The sequence below is a fragment of the Stenotrophomonas sp. 109824_Sma genome (assembly GCF_056480025.1).
Genome location: NZ_CM151078.1, coordinates 2,336,643 through 2,351,966, shown reverse-complemented (window position 1 = coordinate 2,351,966; position 15,324 = coordinate 2,336,643). Strand labels below are relative to the sequence as shown.

General features: G+C 61.5%; 17 protein-coding genes. 6 read left to right on the top strand and 11 right to left on the bottom strand.

Features of this window, described 5'->3' with window-relative positions:
* The 4 genes from ACZK1G_RS11135 to ACZK1G_RS11120 all read left to right on the top strand — a co-directional run bounded on the left by ACZK1G_RS11135 (position 1) and on the right by ACZK1G_RS11120 (position 3,846).
* Positions 1–942, top strand: a complete 942-nt coding sequence (locus ACZK1G_RS11135) for an SseB family protein (protein WP_049401588.1) — start codon at positions 1–3, stop codon at positions 940–942.
* Between the two features lie 403 nt (positions 943–1,345).
* Positions 1,346–1,489: a hypothetical protein gene (locus ACZK1G_RS11130; protein ID WP_153855340.1), complete on the top strand. Its 144-nt coding sequence runs from the start codon at positions 1,346–1,348 to the stop codon at positions 1,487–1,489.
* 197 nt (positions 1,490–1,686) lie between these two features.
* Complete coding sequence (locus ACZK1G_RS11125) at positions 1,687–2,118, top strand: NIF family HAD-type phosphatase (protein WP_031269101.1); 432 nt, start codon at positions 1,687–1,689, stop codon at positions 2,116–2,118.
* Between the two features lie 1,098 nt (positions 2,119–3,216).
* On the top strand, positions 3,217–3,846 hold the full coding sequence (locus ACZK1G_RS11120; protein WP_306341171.1) for a cyclin-dependent kinase inhibitor 3 family protein: 630 nt from the start codon (positions 3,217–3,219) through the stop codon (positions 3,844–3,846).
* A 314-nt stretch (positions 3,847–4,160) separates the two neighbouring features.
* Here the strand turns inward: ACZK1G_RS11120 and ACZK1G_RS11115 are convergent, their stop codons facing one another.
* The 3 genes from ACZK1G_RS11115 to ACZK1G_RS11105 all read right to left on the bottom strand — a co-directional run bounded on the left by ACZK1G_RS11115 (position 4,161) and on the right by ACZK1G_RS11105 (position 6,302).
* Entirely contained in the window at positions 4,161–4,835 is a 675-nt protein-coding gene (locus ACZK1G_RS11115) for a helix-turn-helix domain-containing protein (protein ID WP_005413401.1), read from the bottom strand.
* Positions 4,836–5,077: 242 nt separating this feature from the next.
* Positions 5,078–5,605 (bottom strand): DUF6988 family protein, encoded by a 528-nt coding sequence (locus ACZK1G_RS11110; RefSeq protein ID WP_395760189.1) that lies wholly within the window; start codon positions 5,603–5,605, stop codon positions 5,078–5,080.
* 436 nt (positions 5,606–6,041) lie between these two features.
* Positions 6,042–6,302, bottom strand: coding sequence for a hypothetical protein (locus tag ACZK1G_RS11105; RefSeq protein ID WP_049401600.1), 261 nt, complete (start codon positions 6,300–6,302; stop codon positions 6,042–6,044).
* Between the two features lie 61 nt (positions 6,303–6,363).
* Here ACZK1G_RS11105 and ACZK1G_RS11100 point away from each other — a divergent pair, with 61 nt between their 5' ends.
* On the top strand, positions 6,364–6,564 hold the full coding sequence (locus ACZK1G_RS11100; protein WP_032966765.1) for a hypothetical protein: 201 nt from the start codon (positions 6,364–6,366) through the stop codon (positions 6,562–6,564).
* On the opposite strand, the gene ACZK1G_RS11095 is transcribed toward ACZK1G_RS11100, so the two are convergent.
* The 8 genes from ACZK1G_RS11095 to merT form a co-directional block, all read right to left on the bottom strand.
* A complete protein-coding gene (locus ACZK1G_RS11095) occupies positions 6,561–9,527 on the bottom strand; it encodes a Tn3-like element TnAs1 family transposase (protein ID WP_005413400.1) in 2,967 nt (988 codons plus the stop codon). The genes ACZK1G_RS11100 and ACZK1G_RS11095 overlap by 4 nt on opposite strands.
* Before the next feature lie 3 nt (positions 9,528–9,530).
* Entirely contained in the window at positions 9,531–10,091 is a 561-nt protein-coding gene (locus tag ACZK1G_RS11090) for a recombinase family protein (RefSeq protein ID WP_010921730.1), read from the bottom strand.
* 175 nt (positions 10,092–10,266) lie between these two features.
* Positions 10,267–11,256, bottom strand: a complete 990-nt coding sequence (locus ACZK1G_RS11085) for a DUF3330 domain-containing protein (RefSeq protein ID WP_003132006.1) — start codon at positions 11,254–11,256, stop codon at positions 10,267–10,269.
* Complete coding sequence (gene merE / locus ACZK1G_RS11080; RefSeq protein ID WP_003132004.1) at positions 11,253–11,489, bottom strand: broad-spectrum mercury transporter MerE; 237 nt, start codon at positions 11,487–11,489, stop codon at positions 11,253–11,255. The genes ACZK1G_RS11085 and merE overlap by 4 nt, the downstream gene beginning before the upstream one ends.
* The gene (merD, locus tag ACZK1G_RS11075) at positions 11,486–11,851 is read right to left on the bottom strand and encodes a mercury resistance co-regulator MerD (protein ID WP_000995360.1); all 366 of its coding nucleotides are present in this window, start codon (positions 11,849–11,851) and stop codon (positions 11,486–11,488) included. The genes merE and merD overlap by 4 nt, the downstream gene beginning before the upstream one ends.
* Before the next feature lie 17 nt (positions 11,852–11,868).
* A complete protein-coding gene (gene merA, locus ACZK1G_RS11070; protein ID WP_003156770.1) occupies positions 11,869–13,554 on the bottom strand; it encodes a mercury(II) reductase in 1,686 nt (561 codons plus the stop codon).
* A gap of 71 nt (positions 13,555–13,625) precedes the next feature.
* The gene (merP, locus tag ACZK1G_RS11065) at positions 13,626–13,901 is read right to left on the bottom strand and encodes a mercury resistance system periplasmic binding protein MerP (protein ID WP_003131987.1); all 276 of its coding nucleotides are present in this window, start codon (positions 13,899–13,901) and stop codon (positions 13,626–13,628) included.
* Positions 13,902–13,913: 12 nt separating this feature from the next.
* The gene (gene merT, locus ACZK1G_RS11060; protein WP_003131974.1) at positions 13,914–14,264 is read right to left on the bottom strand and encodes a mercuric ion transporter MerT; all 351 of its coding nucleotides are present in this window, start codon (positions 14,262–14,264) and stop codon (positions 13,914–13,916) included.
* Positions 14,265–14,335: 71 nt separating this feature from the next.
* On the opposite strand from merT, the gene merR reads away from it, so the two are divergent.
* Complete coding sequence (merR, locus tag ACZK1G_RS11055; RefSeq protein WP_005413387.1) at positions 14,336–14,770, top strand: Hg(II)-responsive transcriptional regulator; 435 nt, start codon at positions 14,336–14,338, stop codon at positions 14,768–14,770.
* The last annotated feature ends 554 nt before the right edge of the window (positions 14,771–15,324 follow it).

The window sequence follows — 15,324 nt, the reverse complement described above, 5'->3', positions numbered from 1 at the left end:
ATGAAGCAACCGAGCAGGCCGCGTGGAAGAGGGACTACGTCTGCGGAGACAGCGCTGGAGGCTTCCTTTGAACGGGCCCGCGACAGTGCGGCCGAGGAACGCGCATTCTTCAAGCGACTGATGGATGCGATCGTGTACGTGCATGCGCCCATCTCGGACGACGCGCAGACACTGCGGCTGGTCCAGTTCCGCCATCCTGACGGTTTCGATGCGATCCCTTTCTTTACCTCGCTCGACAAGGCGCAGGCGGCCAGCTCGTCTGCTGTCAGAATTCTGGGAGTTTCAGGCCGTGAGCTGCTAACCGGTACTCGCGGCGCGACGTTGATGCTCAATCCCAACTACGGCGGCGTTGTCCTGTACCCGGAAGAGGTTGCGACATTGTTGGATACGGGCTTTCTGGCCAGGGTGGAACGTCTGGCGCCGGCGGAGTTCGCGGTGAGACCTGCCCAGGCCGCGCCGGCTTGGCTCGCTCCGGCCATCAGCGGCAGCCTTGAGCACGCCGACTTCGTCTCGTCGGCCTATCTCCTGGAAACTCACTCGTCAGGGGGCGTCGAACAGCCTCCCGGTCTGTTGATCTGGCTGGTGGTGGACCTGGCTTTCGCCGAGCGGGCGGCTCGTCTGGTGACCACCGCCATACAGCCCTTATGCTCAGATTTGGACGTCATCATCGACTTGGCGGTCCACGACGTATCGCTGCCTTTGCCGGCGGGCTTGGATGATCCCCAGATCCTGCCCATATTTTTTCACGAGAATCAAGCCAACTTGAGCACAGCTCATCGGCCTATGAGCCCTGAAGATAAGCTACTAGCACTCCTTCCGGGATTGACCGAGGAAGAGAAGGAACGGCGGACCCGCGAGGGTATGGCCGACGTCGACGCTGGACGTACGATCCCGCACGAGGAACTACTGCAATGGATCAGGCGACGGTCAGAGCCTTCTTGAAGGTTTCCGTTGGGTCAGGAGCGTGGAAACTCTTGAATCCAATATTCAAGAAGGGCACGCGTGCCTGAGCAGTACTCCAGGAATGCCTGTGTCACGCGGCTTCTGGTTCAATCAAGCCTAGGTCTGTAATCCACGAACTGCCTGACGTCGAGGGGTGTTTCCTCGTTGAATCATGGTGTTAGAGACGATTCGGCTGTTTTTCTCACGAATCCCTGCCGACCTTCTTGAAAAACTGAACCAGACCTACCCAAACGCTTCCGTAAGGCAGGTGGTGAGAGGGCAGGTTAAGCACATCAGGGATAGCAATCCCAAGGAGATAGAAGCGCTATGACAGGAGGCCAACGATCAACTTCCTACTATCGCCGAGCTAAAGAGGGTCAGTGCGGTTGATCCAGAGTTCCGGATGGAAAACAGCTTCTTTGGGCCCAAGCCAGTCATCACCGCCCGCATCATCAACCGCTCAACACTGCCATTGAGCGAAGCGAGCTGGAATGCGGCGCTGTACATCAGCTACATCCACACGCGTCGAGCTGGAGATGATCCCTGAGACAGCAATGGACTTTACGGACAAAGCCTATCTAAGTGCCGATCTTCAGAAGCGCATTGATTTCCTTGAGAACCAACTCAAGCAAGCGAGCGAGTTCGAAGATGTCTGATGCTACCAAGCCCCGCCGGCGGATCACCCTCCGGCGGGGCTTGGTAGCGGTACCGACGTTCACCCCCGCCAAAGAGGACCATTACACAATGCGCCCGTCCATCCTCGCCTTGGACTTAGAAGGAACGCTGATTTCCAACGCTGTAAGCCAGATCCCGCGCCCGGGCCTCTACGAATTTCTGGAGTCGGCAAAGTCGCTCTTTGAGGGTCTAGTCATCTTCACCACAGTTCCGGAGCCTAGATTTCGCGAGATTGCCGACCTATTGGCTTGCGAAGGAGCGGCCCCGGGTTGGTTTGCCCGCTTGCCATACATAGACTGGACTGGGCCGACGAAGGATCTTGCCAACGTTTCCCAGCCCATCGGCTCTGCATGGCTACTAGATGATTACGCCCCCTATGTACAACCGGGACAGGAACATTGCTGGGTCCCGGTTCAACTGTTTTGTTCTCCTTACCCCGAGGACGACGCGGGACTGGACGATGCCATCGAGGCAATCCGTAAGCGACTGAACGAGTACTAGAGGGCCATCTCTTGGCCAGCGTCCAATGGGCCACAGGCTCGCCGGTCAACCAAGGTCCAGCGCTTCGTTGGAGAACCGTCGATATAGACCTGGGGGGGCGTTTACCGCGATAGAGTCCTGAGCCCCCTCAAACCATCTCATGGACCCGTGGCAGCTGGTCGGTCTACTCAGACTAGAAGCTAAAGCTGCCAACTGCCGCTAGGTTCCAGCCAGTACGCCATGCCCAGCGGCAGGAAAGTCTCCATTGCAACGTCCAGGATCAACGGCTGACGCCAACCCTGACCAGGCAAGAAGCAAAAATCCTTCCGGGCGAGGGTTCCAGCTTGCTCGCGTCCAGCTAACCAGATGCATCTGCGTTTTATCTCGCGATCAAGTGCTCGCCTCGCGGCATGCTCATCCAAACCGCTTTGTATGAACTCCGAGGCAGAATTTCGCATGCTCGCCCACAGCACGTAGCGCTTACGCCCCAAGCTGAGCGCATTCCATTCAGGCGATCCAATCGACTGAAGCCCGTCGCCTAGCTTCGGGTCCAACCGATGCTTCCGCAGAAGGTTTGCCAAGTACGCTCGAGCTTCGGTGGATGCCAGTGAAATTCCGAGATTCCGCCTCGCACTGGGCGTGCACTCAGCCGCCCACTGGGTGAGCGACCGGGTCAATGCCGACTCAAGGTTCAAGTCACTGCGAGACCACGGAGATTTGTAGGACCAAGCCAGGGGCTCATACAGAGATCTTGCGGCAAGCCGAGAACATTCGACTGGTTCGCGATGGAGGACGCGCAGCGTCGCAAGCGTGTCAAGTGCCTGCGAGGCCAACCCCTCAGCAGCTACCGGCGAACTAGCCGTTCTTGAGCGCTCTAGCGCGCACCACGCGCACGCAAGAAAGGGACCTATTGAACGAACGAAATTGTCCAGTTCTGGCCAGGGCGCGATGAGGGTCGGTTGGCTAACGACATAGGCCACACAGCCCTCAAATCGCGATACCAGTTGTCAGGATATCAACCTGCCCACAGACTGTCTATCTGACTTTCCGATATTGACCCTTAGGTGTTCTCTCCAGTTCAACGATATCTGAACATCCGATATCCTAGCCGTGCAGCGAATGAGCGGGGAGCGCCCCGGCGCACGACGCAGAACGTTACCGCATGTTGGGAGAGCCGAAATGATGCGCACCAGCGCTAGCCACCCGTTACTGATTGCAGAGTTGCCTGTTGGAGCCCATGGAGGCGGCATAGGGGTGACATTTGCGCCAGGCAAGTACCAGGAAGTCGCCATGACTGGAGCATGGGCGAGAGACCTAGATGTGGACGTCTCGGCTATTCAGGACTGGGGTGCCACTCACCTAGTCACCTTGCTTGAGCCTTGGGAGCTCAAGGACCTTCGAATCGAGAGCTTACCGGCGATAGTGGCGGGGAAGGGCATCTCTTGGCATGGACTGCCAATCACTGATGGAGCCGCACCAGACGACAGACTCCTCAAAGATTGGCTACAGCTAAGTGCTGAGCTCGTCGCTGACATGCTGAGCGGTCAAAGGATCGTGGTCCACTGCAAGGGGGGGTTGGGACGCGCGGGAACGGTCGCTGCCATGCTTTTGCTGCAGTCTGGCGAGGCCAAGCGGGCATCGGATGCCATCCACATGGTGCGGCATGCCAGGCCAGGCGCAATCGAAACGATTGCTCAAGAGGAGTTCCTAGAGTACTGGGCGCAGAGCCTTCACCCGGGCGGAGCTTGACCACTCAGGTGCGCAGTCAGGAACTCAAGGACGAGTTGCCTGTGGATCCAGAACTCGAGGGCTTCTTAGGTCTGGATCCAGAAATCGACGGCGTCTCCATAGTGGATCTTCGCGAGGGTTCAGGGCACATCAAAAATTCGCTGCCTCGAAAGCTAAGAACCTTGCTGTCGCACGAATCAGGGTCTTGTGCTGGGGCCGGACCAGCGCTATCGCTGACTAAGGCAGGGCAACCTCCAGGGACTGTACTGCGACGGCGCGATCAATAGACATCTGTCAGATGTATCGCCACCACTATCGATCTAATGAATGCTGACTCAGCCGATGCGTGCTGCCTTAGGAGTTACGATCTGACTGCACTCGTGGCCGAGGCGAAACGCCACGACGTACAGGACCGTGGCATCCATCGGCATACCTGAGCCCATCCGAATGACGACCTTACGCTGACCGTGCGACAGTGATACTCCCAGTTCCCGCAGGACCTCAATGCGCTGCTGCAGCCCGTCGTAGATGTCTAGCTTGTCGACTTCTGAATACAGGTCTTGGCAGTCGCGATACTCACGGTAGTAGTCGACCAGTGCAGCAAACTCGCTCGCCGCCTCGCGCGACAGCTCGAAAGCCGGTTCGGACAGATCCATGTCGCACGAAACGATCAGGCTGGCCAGCTCGCGCCCAGCAGCAAGCGGGGACACCGCCAGGGTGATGTAGTCGCGCTCAAACTGCGCTTGCGCCGCCTGCAGTTCCTCGTCTGTCGGCAGCGAGAAAGGCTTGTTGAGTGCATCGATGTCATTGAAATCGAAGGCGCGCGCCAGTGCGCGACGGGTGTCGAAACTGGCCGAGTCACCCTGCTCAACCCGCTGAACTGTTCGCACGTTCAGGCCCGAGATCTCGGCCAATTGTTCTTGCGACCAATGACGCAACTGGCGGAACTGGCGAATGCAGGCGCCAACCTCAGCAGCGGTAAGCAGGCGAGGCGGGGTCTTGGTGGTCATAGAAGATAACTCCGGAGGGGTAGGGAGCCCAGATTAGGAGGGTGCCGAACTTGGAAACATGACAGTCGCCCGACAGGCCCCCGACACAGATCAACTGCCAGGACTTGCCCCAACGAGAAATCCGGGGCAACTGCTTATGCGCCCGTGATGTTCTCCCCGTGCCCCCAGAGGGGGGCGAGGCCCAACTGCCTAGTCACTCACCACAGACCCCACCCTAGACGCGCAGGCGATCCGGGACAGCTCTATGGCGAGGGCTGATGGGGGGTCAATGGCTCCAACTCTGGCAAAACACCCCCAAATTGATGATGCAGTGCATTCATCCATGCCAGAACTGGTTCGCCTGGCCACAGGTGCGCCAGATTCAGAAGGGTTAGCATGGCAAGCGCATTGCTGTTCATGGCCACCCCCGCCAGAAGCGCGCCCGGGTAGCCATTTAACTGCCTTGCCAAGGGGTGAATCCCGGCATGGAGATAGGAGTTCAAGCCGACATAAAGGCATTGTCTGGCTCTGCCCAACAACTGTGATGCTCCTCGGGGCCCAGAGGACTCAAGCTTTACGAGCATGTCCTGAACGCCAGGGAGCCTCTTTGCCGCTTGCTGACTCTCCAGAGTCAGGGGCGCAAGAAGCTTCTCGATGTCGGTGTCGGTAGCTGCATAACATGCCCAGGTTGCACGCACGAGGGCCTCATACTGGGGCCGGACCAGCGAGATTGCTGACTGGGGCAGAGTAGCGATCAGGGACTGTACTGCCACGGCGTGATCAAGGGACATCTGGCAAAGTGCCGCCACCGCCGTCGATCTTCGGTCACGTCCATGCTCTATCTCCATCCAAGCGGCTCGAATTTCACCCAAGAGCTCTAAGGAGCCCTCCAGCACAGACGCCCGATCCTGGTCAGCCGATTGAGGCACAAGTCATCCTAGAATCGTGATCTGCAGGCAAGAGTAACGGCTCGTCCATCGGGCAAAGCCCTCAGTTGGCCGGCTGGGCTGCAGCATCTGTTAGCCGGTAATCTCTGCATTGCATCATCCGTGCATCAGCAATTTCTGCGTTGCGTCAGTCGCAAGTCAAATTTTTCTGCAATGGACCGTCTTGCACTGAAATTTTATTCCTCAAAAGCTGAAATCTCTGCAATGGCACCCTAAGAATGTCTGCGATGAACAGCGTTCTGGTCCGCGCGCGATTGCTTCCTATATTGCAACCATACGCTCAGCCAGCCAACCGCCGGGATCCATGATCGCGCGAGCGGACGATCCCGGTCGCAAATGGCTGGCTGCCGTCACTCTCGTGGCTTTGAGCGATCAAGGGGAGCAGTCTGGCCCACGTGTCGAACAGAAGCCTTGGATCTTGGTGGATCAGAAGCGAAACCCGCAGCGCATCTTCCATCGCCTTGAGGTAGCCGCGGCGTATCTCAAGTGCGTTCTCGCAAGCATTGGGGCGACCAAGAATTTGTGTGATCGCGGAGGCCATAGCAGTCTGGACAGGAGGGGAGGGGAAGGCGATAGTCTGCAAACGTCTAGACGATCCCGCAATGAGCATCCTCAACGTTCTCCTCACTCGTGACCACCTCGTCGTCGCAGCGGATACCCTGGCAGAGGATGCTCTCACAGGGGCGTATTCCGCGGGGGCAAAGCTGCTGCTGATCCCTCAGCACAACGTAGTGCTTGCTGCGCGCGGGTCTACGCAATTCTTCCTGGGGGGCTCGCAGAATTCGGAAAAAATCGTACGCTAAGGTTTTCCGGGCATCCGTAGGGGCCGAAACTTCCCGTCTTCCAGTCTGCGGCTCTGCCGCCAGACGTAATCGCCGGTGAGGTTGATGTGCTCCCAGCCCAGCGGCGACAGGAATTGCAGCAGCTCGCCGTCCACCGGCTTGCCGGCCTCGACCAACCCCTGGGTGGCGCGCTCCAGGTACACCGTGTTCCACAGCACGATAGCCGCCGTCACCAGGTTGAGGCCGCTGGCCCGGTAGCGCTGCTGCTCGAAGCTCCGATCCCTGATTTCCCCAAGGCGGTTGAAGAACACCGCCCTGGCCAGCGAGTTGCGCGCCTCACCTTTGTTCAGGCCGGCATGCACGCGGCGGCGCAGCTCAACACTTTGCAGCCAGTCTAGGATGAACAGCGTGCGTTCGATCCGGCCCAGCTCGCGCAGGGCCACGGCCAGGCCGTTCTGGCGCGGATAGCTGCCGAGCTTGCGCAGCATCAGCGAGGCAGTGACGGTGCCCTGTTTGATCGAGCTGGCCAGGCGCAGGATGTCGTCCCAATGGGCGCGGACGTGCTTGATGTTCAGGGTGCCGCCGATCAGCGGCCGCAGCGTCGGGTAGGTCTGCACGCCCTGCGGCACGTACAGCTTGGTTTCGCCGAGGTCGCGGATGCGCGGCGCGAAACGGAAGCCCAGCAGGTGCATCAGGGCGAAGACGTGATCGGTGAAGCCGGCCGTGTCGGTGTAGTGCTCCTCGATCCGCAGGTCGGACTCGTGGTACAGCAGGCCGTCGAGCACATAGGTGGAATCGCGCACGCCGACATTCACCACGCGGGTGCTGAACGGCGCGTACTGGTCGGAGATATGGGTGTAGAACAGCCGTCCCGGCTCACTGCCGTACTTCGGGTTGACGTGTCTGGTGCTCTCGCCCCGGCCGCCAGCCCGGAAACGCTGGCCATCGGAGGATGAGGTGGTGCCGTCGCCCCAGTGGGCGGCGAAGGCATGCTGGTACTGGTGGTTGACCAGCTCGGCCAGGGCCGCCGAATAGGTCTCGTCGCGGATGTGCCAGGCTTGCAGCCAGGACAGCTTGGCGTAGGTCAGACCGGGGCTCGACTCGGCCATCTTGGTCAGCCCGAGGTTGATCGCATCACCGAGGATCGCGGACAGCAGCAACGTCCGGTCTTTGGCCTCGGCCCCGTCCTTCAGGTGGGTGAAGTGGCGGCTGAAGCCCGTCCAGTCGTCCACGTCCATCAGCAGTTCGGTGATCTTGATGCGCGGCAGTAACTGACTGGTCTGGTCGATCAGCGCCTGCGCCCGATCCGGCACCGCCGCATCCAGCGGGGTGATCTTCAACCCGGACTCGGTGAGGATGGCATCGGGCAGCTCGTTGTCCTTGGCCAGGCGGGCGACAGTGGCCAACTGCTCGTCCAGCAGCTGCAAGCGCTCTTCCAGATACTGGTCGCTGTTCGGGTTGATCGCCAGCGGCAGGGCCTGTTCCCGCTTGAGCGCGGCGAACTTCTCGGCCGGCAGCAGGTAGTCGTCGAAGTCGCGGAACTGCCGCGAGCCCTTGACCCAGATGTCGCCGGAGCGCAGGGCGTTCTTCAGCTCGGACAGGGCGCAGATTTCGTAGAAGCGCCGGTCGAGGCCTTCCGGGGTGATCACCAGTGGCTTCCAGCGCGGCTTGATGAAGGCGGTGGGAGCATCGGCCGGCACCTTGCGCAGGTTGTCGGCGTTCATCTCGCGCAGCGTCTGCACGGCTGCCAGCACGCCCTGCGCGGCCGGGGCGGCGCGCAGCTCCAATACCTCCAGCAGAGCCGGCGTGTAGCGGCGCAGGGTGGCGAAGTTCTCGCCGACCAGGTGCAGGTGGTCGAAGCCCTCCGGCCGGGCCAGCAGCTCGGCTTCGCTGACGCTCTCGGTGAACTCGTCCCAGGGGATCACCGCCTCGATGGCGGCATAGGGGTCGCTGCCGGCTTCCTTGGCCTCCAGCAGCGCCTGGCCGATCTTGGAGTACAGGCGCACCTTGTCGTTGATCGCCTTGCCCTGCTTCTGGAACTGCTGCTGATGCTTGTGCTTCGCGCCGCTGAACAGCTTGACTAGGATGCGGTCGTGCAGATCCACCAGCTCATCAATCACGGTTGCAGTGCTCTCCAGCACCACGGCGGCCAGGGTCGCATAGCGCCGCTGCGGCTCGAACTTGCCGAGGTCTTTGGGCGTCATCTGCCCACCCTCGCGGGCCAGCTTGAGCAGGCGGTTCTGGTGGATGTGCCGGCCCAGGACTTCGGGCAAGTCCACCAGCTGAAATGTCTTCAGCCGCTCGATGTGCTCAAGCATGTGCCGAGAGTTGGGTTTCAGCGGTGCCTGGCGCAGCCAGGTCAACCAGGTGATGCTGCTGCCGGCCTTGAGCTTCAACAGCTCGTCCAGCTTGGCCCGATGCGAGTCCGTGAGCGGTTCAACCAGGGCGCGGTAGACCCGCCGATTGGCCCGTGCAATGGCCTCCGAGCAAGCCCGGTCGATCACGCTCAACGCCGGCAGGATGCGTCGCTTCTGCCGCAGGCTCTCCAGCGCCTGGCCGGCCAGCAGCAAGCCCTTGTCGGTCTGCTGGGCCAGTTCGGTCAGCTCGCGCACCAGGGCGCGGAAGTCGGACAGGCCGAACGGGGCCAGTTGAAGGTAGGTGCGCAGTTCCTGGGCGTGCTCGCGACGGGTCACATCGCGCTCGCCGTACTTCGTCCAACTCGCCGGATCGGTCTGGACTTGCTTGGCCACCCACAGGATGACCGGTTCGGGCAGCTCGCTGTCAGTGCCCAACGCATAGCCGGGGTAGCGCAGCAGGCAGAGTTGCACGGCGAAGCCGAGGCGGTTGGCGTCGCCGCGCCGCTGACGGATCAGCGACAGGTCGGAGTCGTTGAAGGTGTAGTAGCGGATCAGGTCATCCTGGCTTTCTGGCAACGCGAGCAGGGTGCCCCGCTCCGTGGCCGAGAGGATCAAGCGACGCGGCATGTGTCAGTCGTCCGTGCGGAGGTACTGGTAGAGGGTTTCCCGGCTGATGTTGAACTCGCGGGCAAGCTGCGCCTTGGGCTCGCCGGCCGTCGCTCGCTGCCGCAGGGTAGCAGCCTGCTCATCGGACAGGGCTTTCTTGCGGCCCCGGTACGCGCCACGCTGCTTGGCCAAGGTGATGCCCTCACGCTGCCGCTCGCGGATCAGGGCGCGCTCGAACTCAGCGAAGGCCCCCATCACCGACAGCATCAGGTTGGCCATCGGCGAGTCCTCGCCAGTGAACACCAGGCCCTCCTTCAGGAACTCGATGCGCACGCCGCGTTGAGTCAGCTTCTGTACCAAGCGACGCAGGTCATCGAGGTTGCGGGCCAGCCGGTCCATGCTGTGCACCACCACTGTATCGCCTTCGCGGACGAAGCTCAGCAGCGCTTCGAGCTGGGGGCGCTGGGTGTCCTTGCCCGATGCCTTGTCGGTGAACACCTTGCTCACCTGTGTCTGTTCCAGCTGGCGTTCCGGGTTCTGGTCGAAGCTGCTGACCCGGACGTAGCCGATGCGGTGCCCCTGCACGATGTCTCCTTGGTTGAAGGCGGCTTAAGTGCTCCTTCTGTTCCGTTGTGCCTCAAACCCCGTTTCTGTCAGGCTGAAATCTATGACCTTCGCAGGCATGTGTCAAAAAATGCGAAAGATGACTCTATTCTGACTAAGCGGCGCGGCCCTGCCTGACATCCAGTTAGGGTATGCCTCAATCTGACGGTAGCGAGTCGCAGGCGTTCGGATCGGCATCGGTTTCGTTCCCTGTCTTGGCACGCGCTTCGAAGCGTTGATAACACTCCAACCCGCAGAAGTGCTCGACGTATTCCGCGCCTTCCGGGGTGAAGGCGGCATCGAGCGGGATTTCCTTGCAGCACACGCAGCAACTGGTGGTGGTCGAGTCACTTGCATTCATGGTGGCACCCCTCCATTGACTGACGAAGACGGCGAATGCCGCCGCCGGCATTGGCTTCGCGAACAGGAAGCCTTGTCCTGTGTCGCAGTCCGCTTGTCGCAATAGATCAAGACTCGCCGATGTTTCCACGCCTTCAGCCACCACATCCATGCCCAGCCCGTGCGCAAGCTGAATCACGGTGTGCACGATGGTTTGGTCGCGGCGGTCGTTGGCGAGCCCGGCGACAAACGATTGGTCGATCTTGAGCGTGCTGATTGGGCAGCACTTCAGATGTTGCAGACAGGAATACCCCGTCCCGAAGTCATCGGCGGCGAAGCGCACACCGATCTGCCGCAAGGCGTCCAGGGCGGGGAAGATCGCCGGATCACCAAACGCGACCGATTCGGTCAGCTCGATTTCGAGATACTCGGCGGGCAACTCGGCATCAGCCAGCACGCCCTTTACCCACCCGTCGAAGTCCGGTCCCACTTGGCTCGCCGAAACATTGACGGCCAGCCGGAACGGTCGCCATGCCAGCATTCGCCAGTCACGCATCTGGCGGCAGGCTTCGCCCAGCACCCAAGCGCCGATTTCAGGCATCAGGCCGGACGATTCGACCACGGGCAGGAACTGGCCCGGTGGCAATAGTCCAAGCGTCGGATGACGCCAGCGCAACAGGGCTTCCGCGCCGACAATCCCACCACTGCGCAGATCGACGACGGGCTGGTAGTGCAGTTCAAGCTGCCCGCGCTCGACCGCTTGGGCCAGTTCCGGCGTCGTCCATCCATCCGGCCGGAAAGCGCTCATTCTCTTTCCCTGAATGCCCGCAACGCCCGCGACAGGGACAGAAGGAACAGGCCGGTCAAACCGAGCGCCGCGATGACCCAATGCTCGCCGAGGAAAGCACCGGCGGTTGTGCCGGCCAGCACGACAGCGAGGATGGGCAGGTGGCAGGGGCAAGTCAGCACAGCCAGTCCGCCCCACAGGTAGCCGGTGATCGGTTTGTGCGTCTCGGACGGCAAGCGCTCGGGGTTGTTCATGGCAGACTCTCCGCGTGCTGTGCCGGCTCGGTCGGCAGGGTGGCCAACTGCACTTCCAGATCGGCCAACGCTTCGCGCCGACGCTCGACGAACTGACGCAGCAGGGCAAGCTGCGCGGCCGCTTCGTCGCCGTCCGCCGCATCCAGCGCCCGGCACAGCCGCGCCAGCGCGTCGAGGCCGATGCCCGCCTCGAAGGCCGCCCGCACGAAGCACAGCCGTTGCAAGGCGGCGTCATCGAACAAGCCGTAGCCGCCTGGTGTGCACGCCACCGGGCGCAGCAATCCGCGCAGCAGGTAGTCGCGCACGATATGCACGCTCACCCCGGCATCAAGAGCCAGCCGGGACACCGTGTAGGCGTTCATTGAACACCTCCTTTTTCTCACCCGGCGCAGCAGGAAAGCTGCTTCACATCCTTGTTGAAGGTCTGCGCCGCGAGCTTCAACCCCTCGACCATCGTCAGGTAGGGGAACAACTGGTCGGCCAGTTCCTGCACCGTCATGCGGTTGCGAATGGCCAGAGCCGCCGTCTGGATCAGTTCACCCGCTTCCGGCGCGACCGCCTGTACGCCGATCAGCCGATGGCTGCCTTCCTCGATAACCAACTTGATGAAGCCGCGTGTGTCGAAGTTGGCGAGCGCACGCGGCACGTTGTCCAAGGTCAAGGTGCGGCTGTCGGTCTCGATCCCGTCGTGGTGGGCTTCCGCCTCGCTGTAGCCCACGGTCGCCACTTGCGGATCGGTGAACACCACGGCCGGCATTGCGGTCAGGTCGAGCGCCGCATCGCCGCCGGTCATGTTGATCGCGGCACGGGTGCCGGCCGCTGCCGCCACATAGACGAACTGCGGCTGGTCGGTGCAGTCGCCGGCCGCGTAGATGTTCGGGTTGCTCGTGCGCATGCCTTGGTCGATGACGATGGCACCTTGCGCATTGACAGTGACCCCCGCTGCGTCCAGCGCGAGGCTGCGCGTGTTCGGTGTCCGACCGGTGGCAACCAGCAGTTTGTCGGCGCGCAATTCACCGTGCGTGGTGGTCAGCACGAATTCACCGTCCATATGGGCGACCTGGCTGGCTTGCGTGTGCTCCAGCACCTCGATGCCCTCGGCACGGAAAGCGGCTGTCACCGCCTCGCCGATGGCCGGGTCTTCACGGAAGAACAAGGTATTGCGCGCCAGGACCGTGACCTTGCTGCCCAGCCGGGCAAAGGCTTGCGCCAGCTCCAGCGCCACCACCGACGAGCCGATTACGGCAAGGCGTTCGGGAATGGTGTCGCTCGCCAGGGCCTCGGTGGAAGTCCAGTAGGGTGACTCTTTCAAGCCCGGAATCGGCGGGACCGCCGGGCTGGCACCCGTGGCGACCAGGCAGCGGTCGAACATCACGACGCGCTCGCCACCCTCGTTCAAACGGACGGTAAGGCTCTGGTCGTCCTTGAAGCGCGCCTCACCGTGCACAACGGTGATGGCCGGATTACCGCCCAGGATGCCTTCGTACTTGGCGTGCCGCAGTTCGTCGACGCGGGCCTGCTGCTGGGCCAGCAGCTTACTGCGGTCAATCGTAGGCACAGTTGCCGCAATACCGCCATCGAACGGGCTTTCCCGGCGCAGATGGGCGATGTGGGCGGCGCGGATCATGATCTTGGACGGCACACAGCCGACATTGACGCAGGTGCCGCCGATGGTGCCGCGCTCGATCAGCGTGACCTGCGCGCCTTGCTCGACGGCCTTCAGCGCCGCCGCCATCGCGGCTCCACCGCTGCCAATGACCGCTACCTGCACCGGGGGCTCGTTGCCACTGTGCTTTTCGGCGGCGGCCATCCATCCCCGCACCTTGTCGAGCAGTCCGACGCGGTTGTCCGCCAGTGGCGCATCGGCTAGCGTTGCCTTGTAGCCCAGTCCGGCCACGGCGGCAGTCAGCGCGTCCGGCGATGTGCCCGGCACGATGGCGAGTTGCGCTGTGCCCTTCGGATAGGACACCAGCGCCGACTGCACGCCTGGCACTTTTTCCAGCGCTTCCTTGACGTGCGCCGCGCACGAGTCGCAAGTCATGCCGGTGATTTTTAGATGGGTCATGCAACAGATCCTTTATCGTTTGTGGCGCCAGACAATGACGTCCGTTGTGCTGCGGTGCCGTTTTCAGTGACTCACTGCTTGACGCTGGACGGATAGCCCGCGTCTGCGGTTGCCTTGGTCAGCTTCTGCACGCTGGTCTTGGCATCGTCGAAGGTGACGACCGCTTGGCGTGTCTCGAAAGTCACGTCAACTTTGCTGACGCCTTCGACCTTGGAAATCGCCTTCTTGACAGTGATCGGGCAGGCGGAGCAGGTCATGCCCGGTACGGACAGCGTGACGGTCTGGGTGGCGGCCCAGACGGGGGCAACAACGGCGGCGAGGGCGAGGGAGGCAAACAGTTTCTTCATGGTGAACTCCGATCAGTAGAAAAATGGCATGACGTAGGGAAATCCGAGCGCGACCAGAACCAGCGCGGCCACGATCCAGAAAATGAGCTTGTAAGTAGCTCGCACTTGGGGAATCGCGCAGACCTCACCCGGTTTGCAGGCCGCTGCCTGCCGGTAGATGCGCCGCCAGGCGAAGAACAACGCCACCAGCGCCACGCCGATAAAGATGGGGCGATAGGGTTCCAACACCGCCAAGTTGCCGATCCAAGCGCCGCTGAACCCCAAGGCGATCAGAACCAACGGCCCGAGGCAGCAAGCCGAGGCGAGGATGGCGGCAAGCCCTCCAGTGAAGAGCGCGCCGCGCCCGGTTTTTGGTTCAGACATGCGCTTGTCCTTTCGAATTGAAATTGGATAGCGTAACCTTACTTCCGTACTCATGTACGGAGTCAAGCGATATGGAAAACAATTTGGAGAACCTGACCATTGGCGTTTTCGCCAAGGCGGCCGGGGTCAATGTGGAGACCATCCGTTTCTATCAGCGCAAGGGCTTGTTGCTGGAGCCTGACAAGCCCTATGGCAGCATCCGCCGCTATGGCGAGGCGAATGTAACGCGGGTGCGCTTCGTGAAATCAGCCCAGCGGCTGGGCTTCAGCCTGGATGAGATCGCCGAGCTGCTGCGGCTGGAGGATGGCACCCATTGCGAGGAAGCCAGCAGTCTGGCCGAGCACAAGCTCAAGGACGTGCGCGAGAAAATGGCTGACCTGGCGCGCATGGAGGCCGTGCTGTCTGAGTTGGTGCGCGCCTGCCATGCGCGAAGGGGGAACGTTTCCTGCCCGCTGATCGCGTCACTACAGGGTGGAGCAAGCTTGGCAGGTTCGGCTATGCCTTAGCGTGCTTTATTTTCCGTTTTCTGAGACGACCCCTTAGAAAGCCTAGTCAAAGAGCTGTCACGAGAACACCGTTAGCTTAGCGTACGATTTTTTCCGAATTCTGCGGTTCCCCCTTCCTCCGCATCTACGAGCTTGCACTGCAGGCCAGCTTCCGCGCAGATTTCACAATAGAACAGCTATCTGCCGAGCTAGGGCTGGTGGTGGACCAACTCTGGCCGAACTTTGAGAAAGCGGTTAGCGAAGCGGGATTGCCGATCGAGCAACTCGGGACCGAGTTGGTGCTTGGTGGATGGTCGTTGAAGAACGGCCGGATGATGGCCACGGCGTATGCGAAGAGTGACAGCCGGCGCCCTTGCGTTGTCCAGCCGATCGGGGGGCAGATGGCGTCGCCGGGCGAACCGCTCCAGGCCGCGACCCCTAGCATGGCCCAGGTGGATCTGCTGGCCCATGCGCGTCTCCAGGTCAGCTACCTCAATGGGCAATTGGGCCGGAAAGTAGCAGGAGGTCGACTGCTAGTTGGGTTTCTGCAGAAGGGGCAAGCCCTGCTCAAGGAT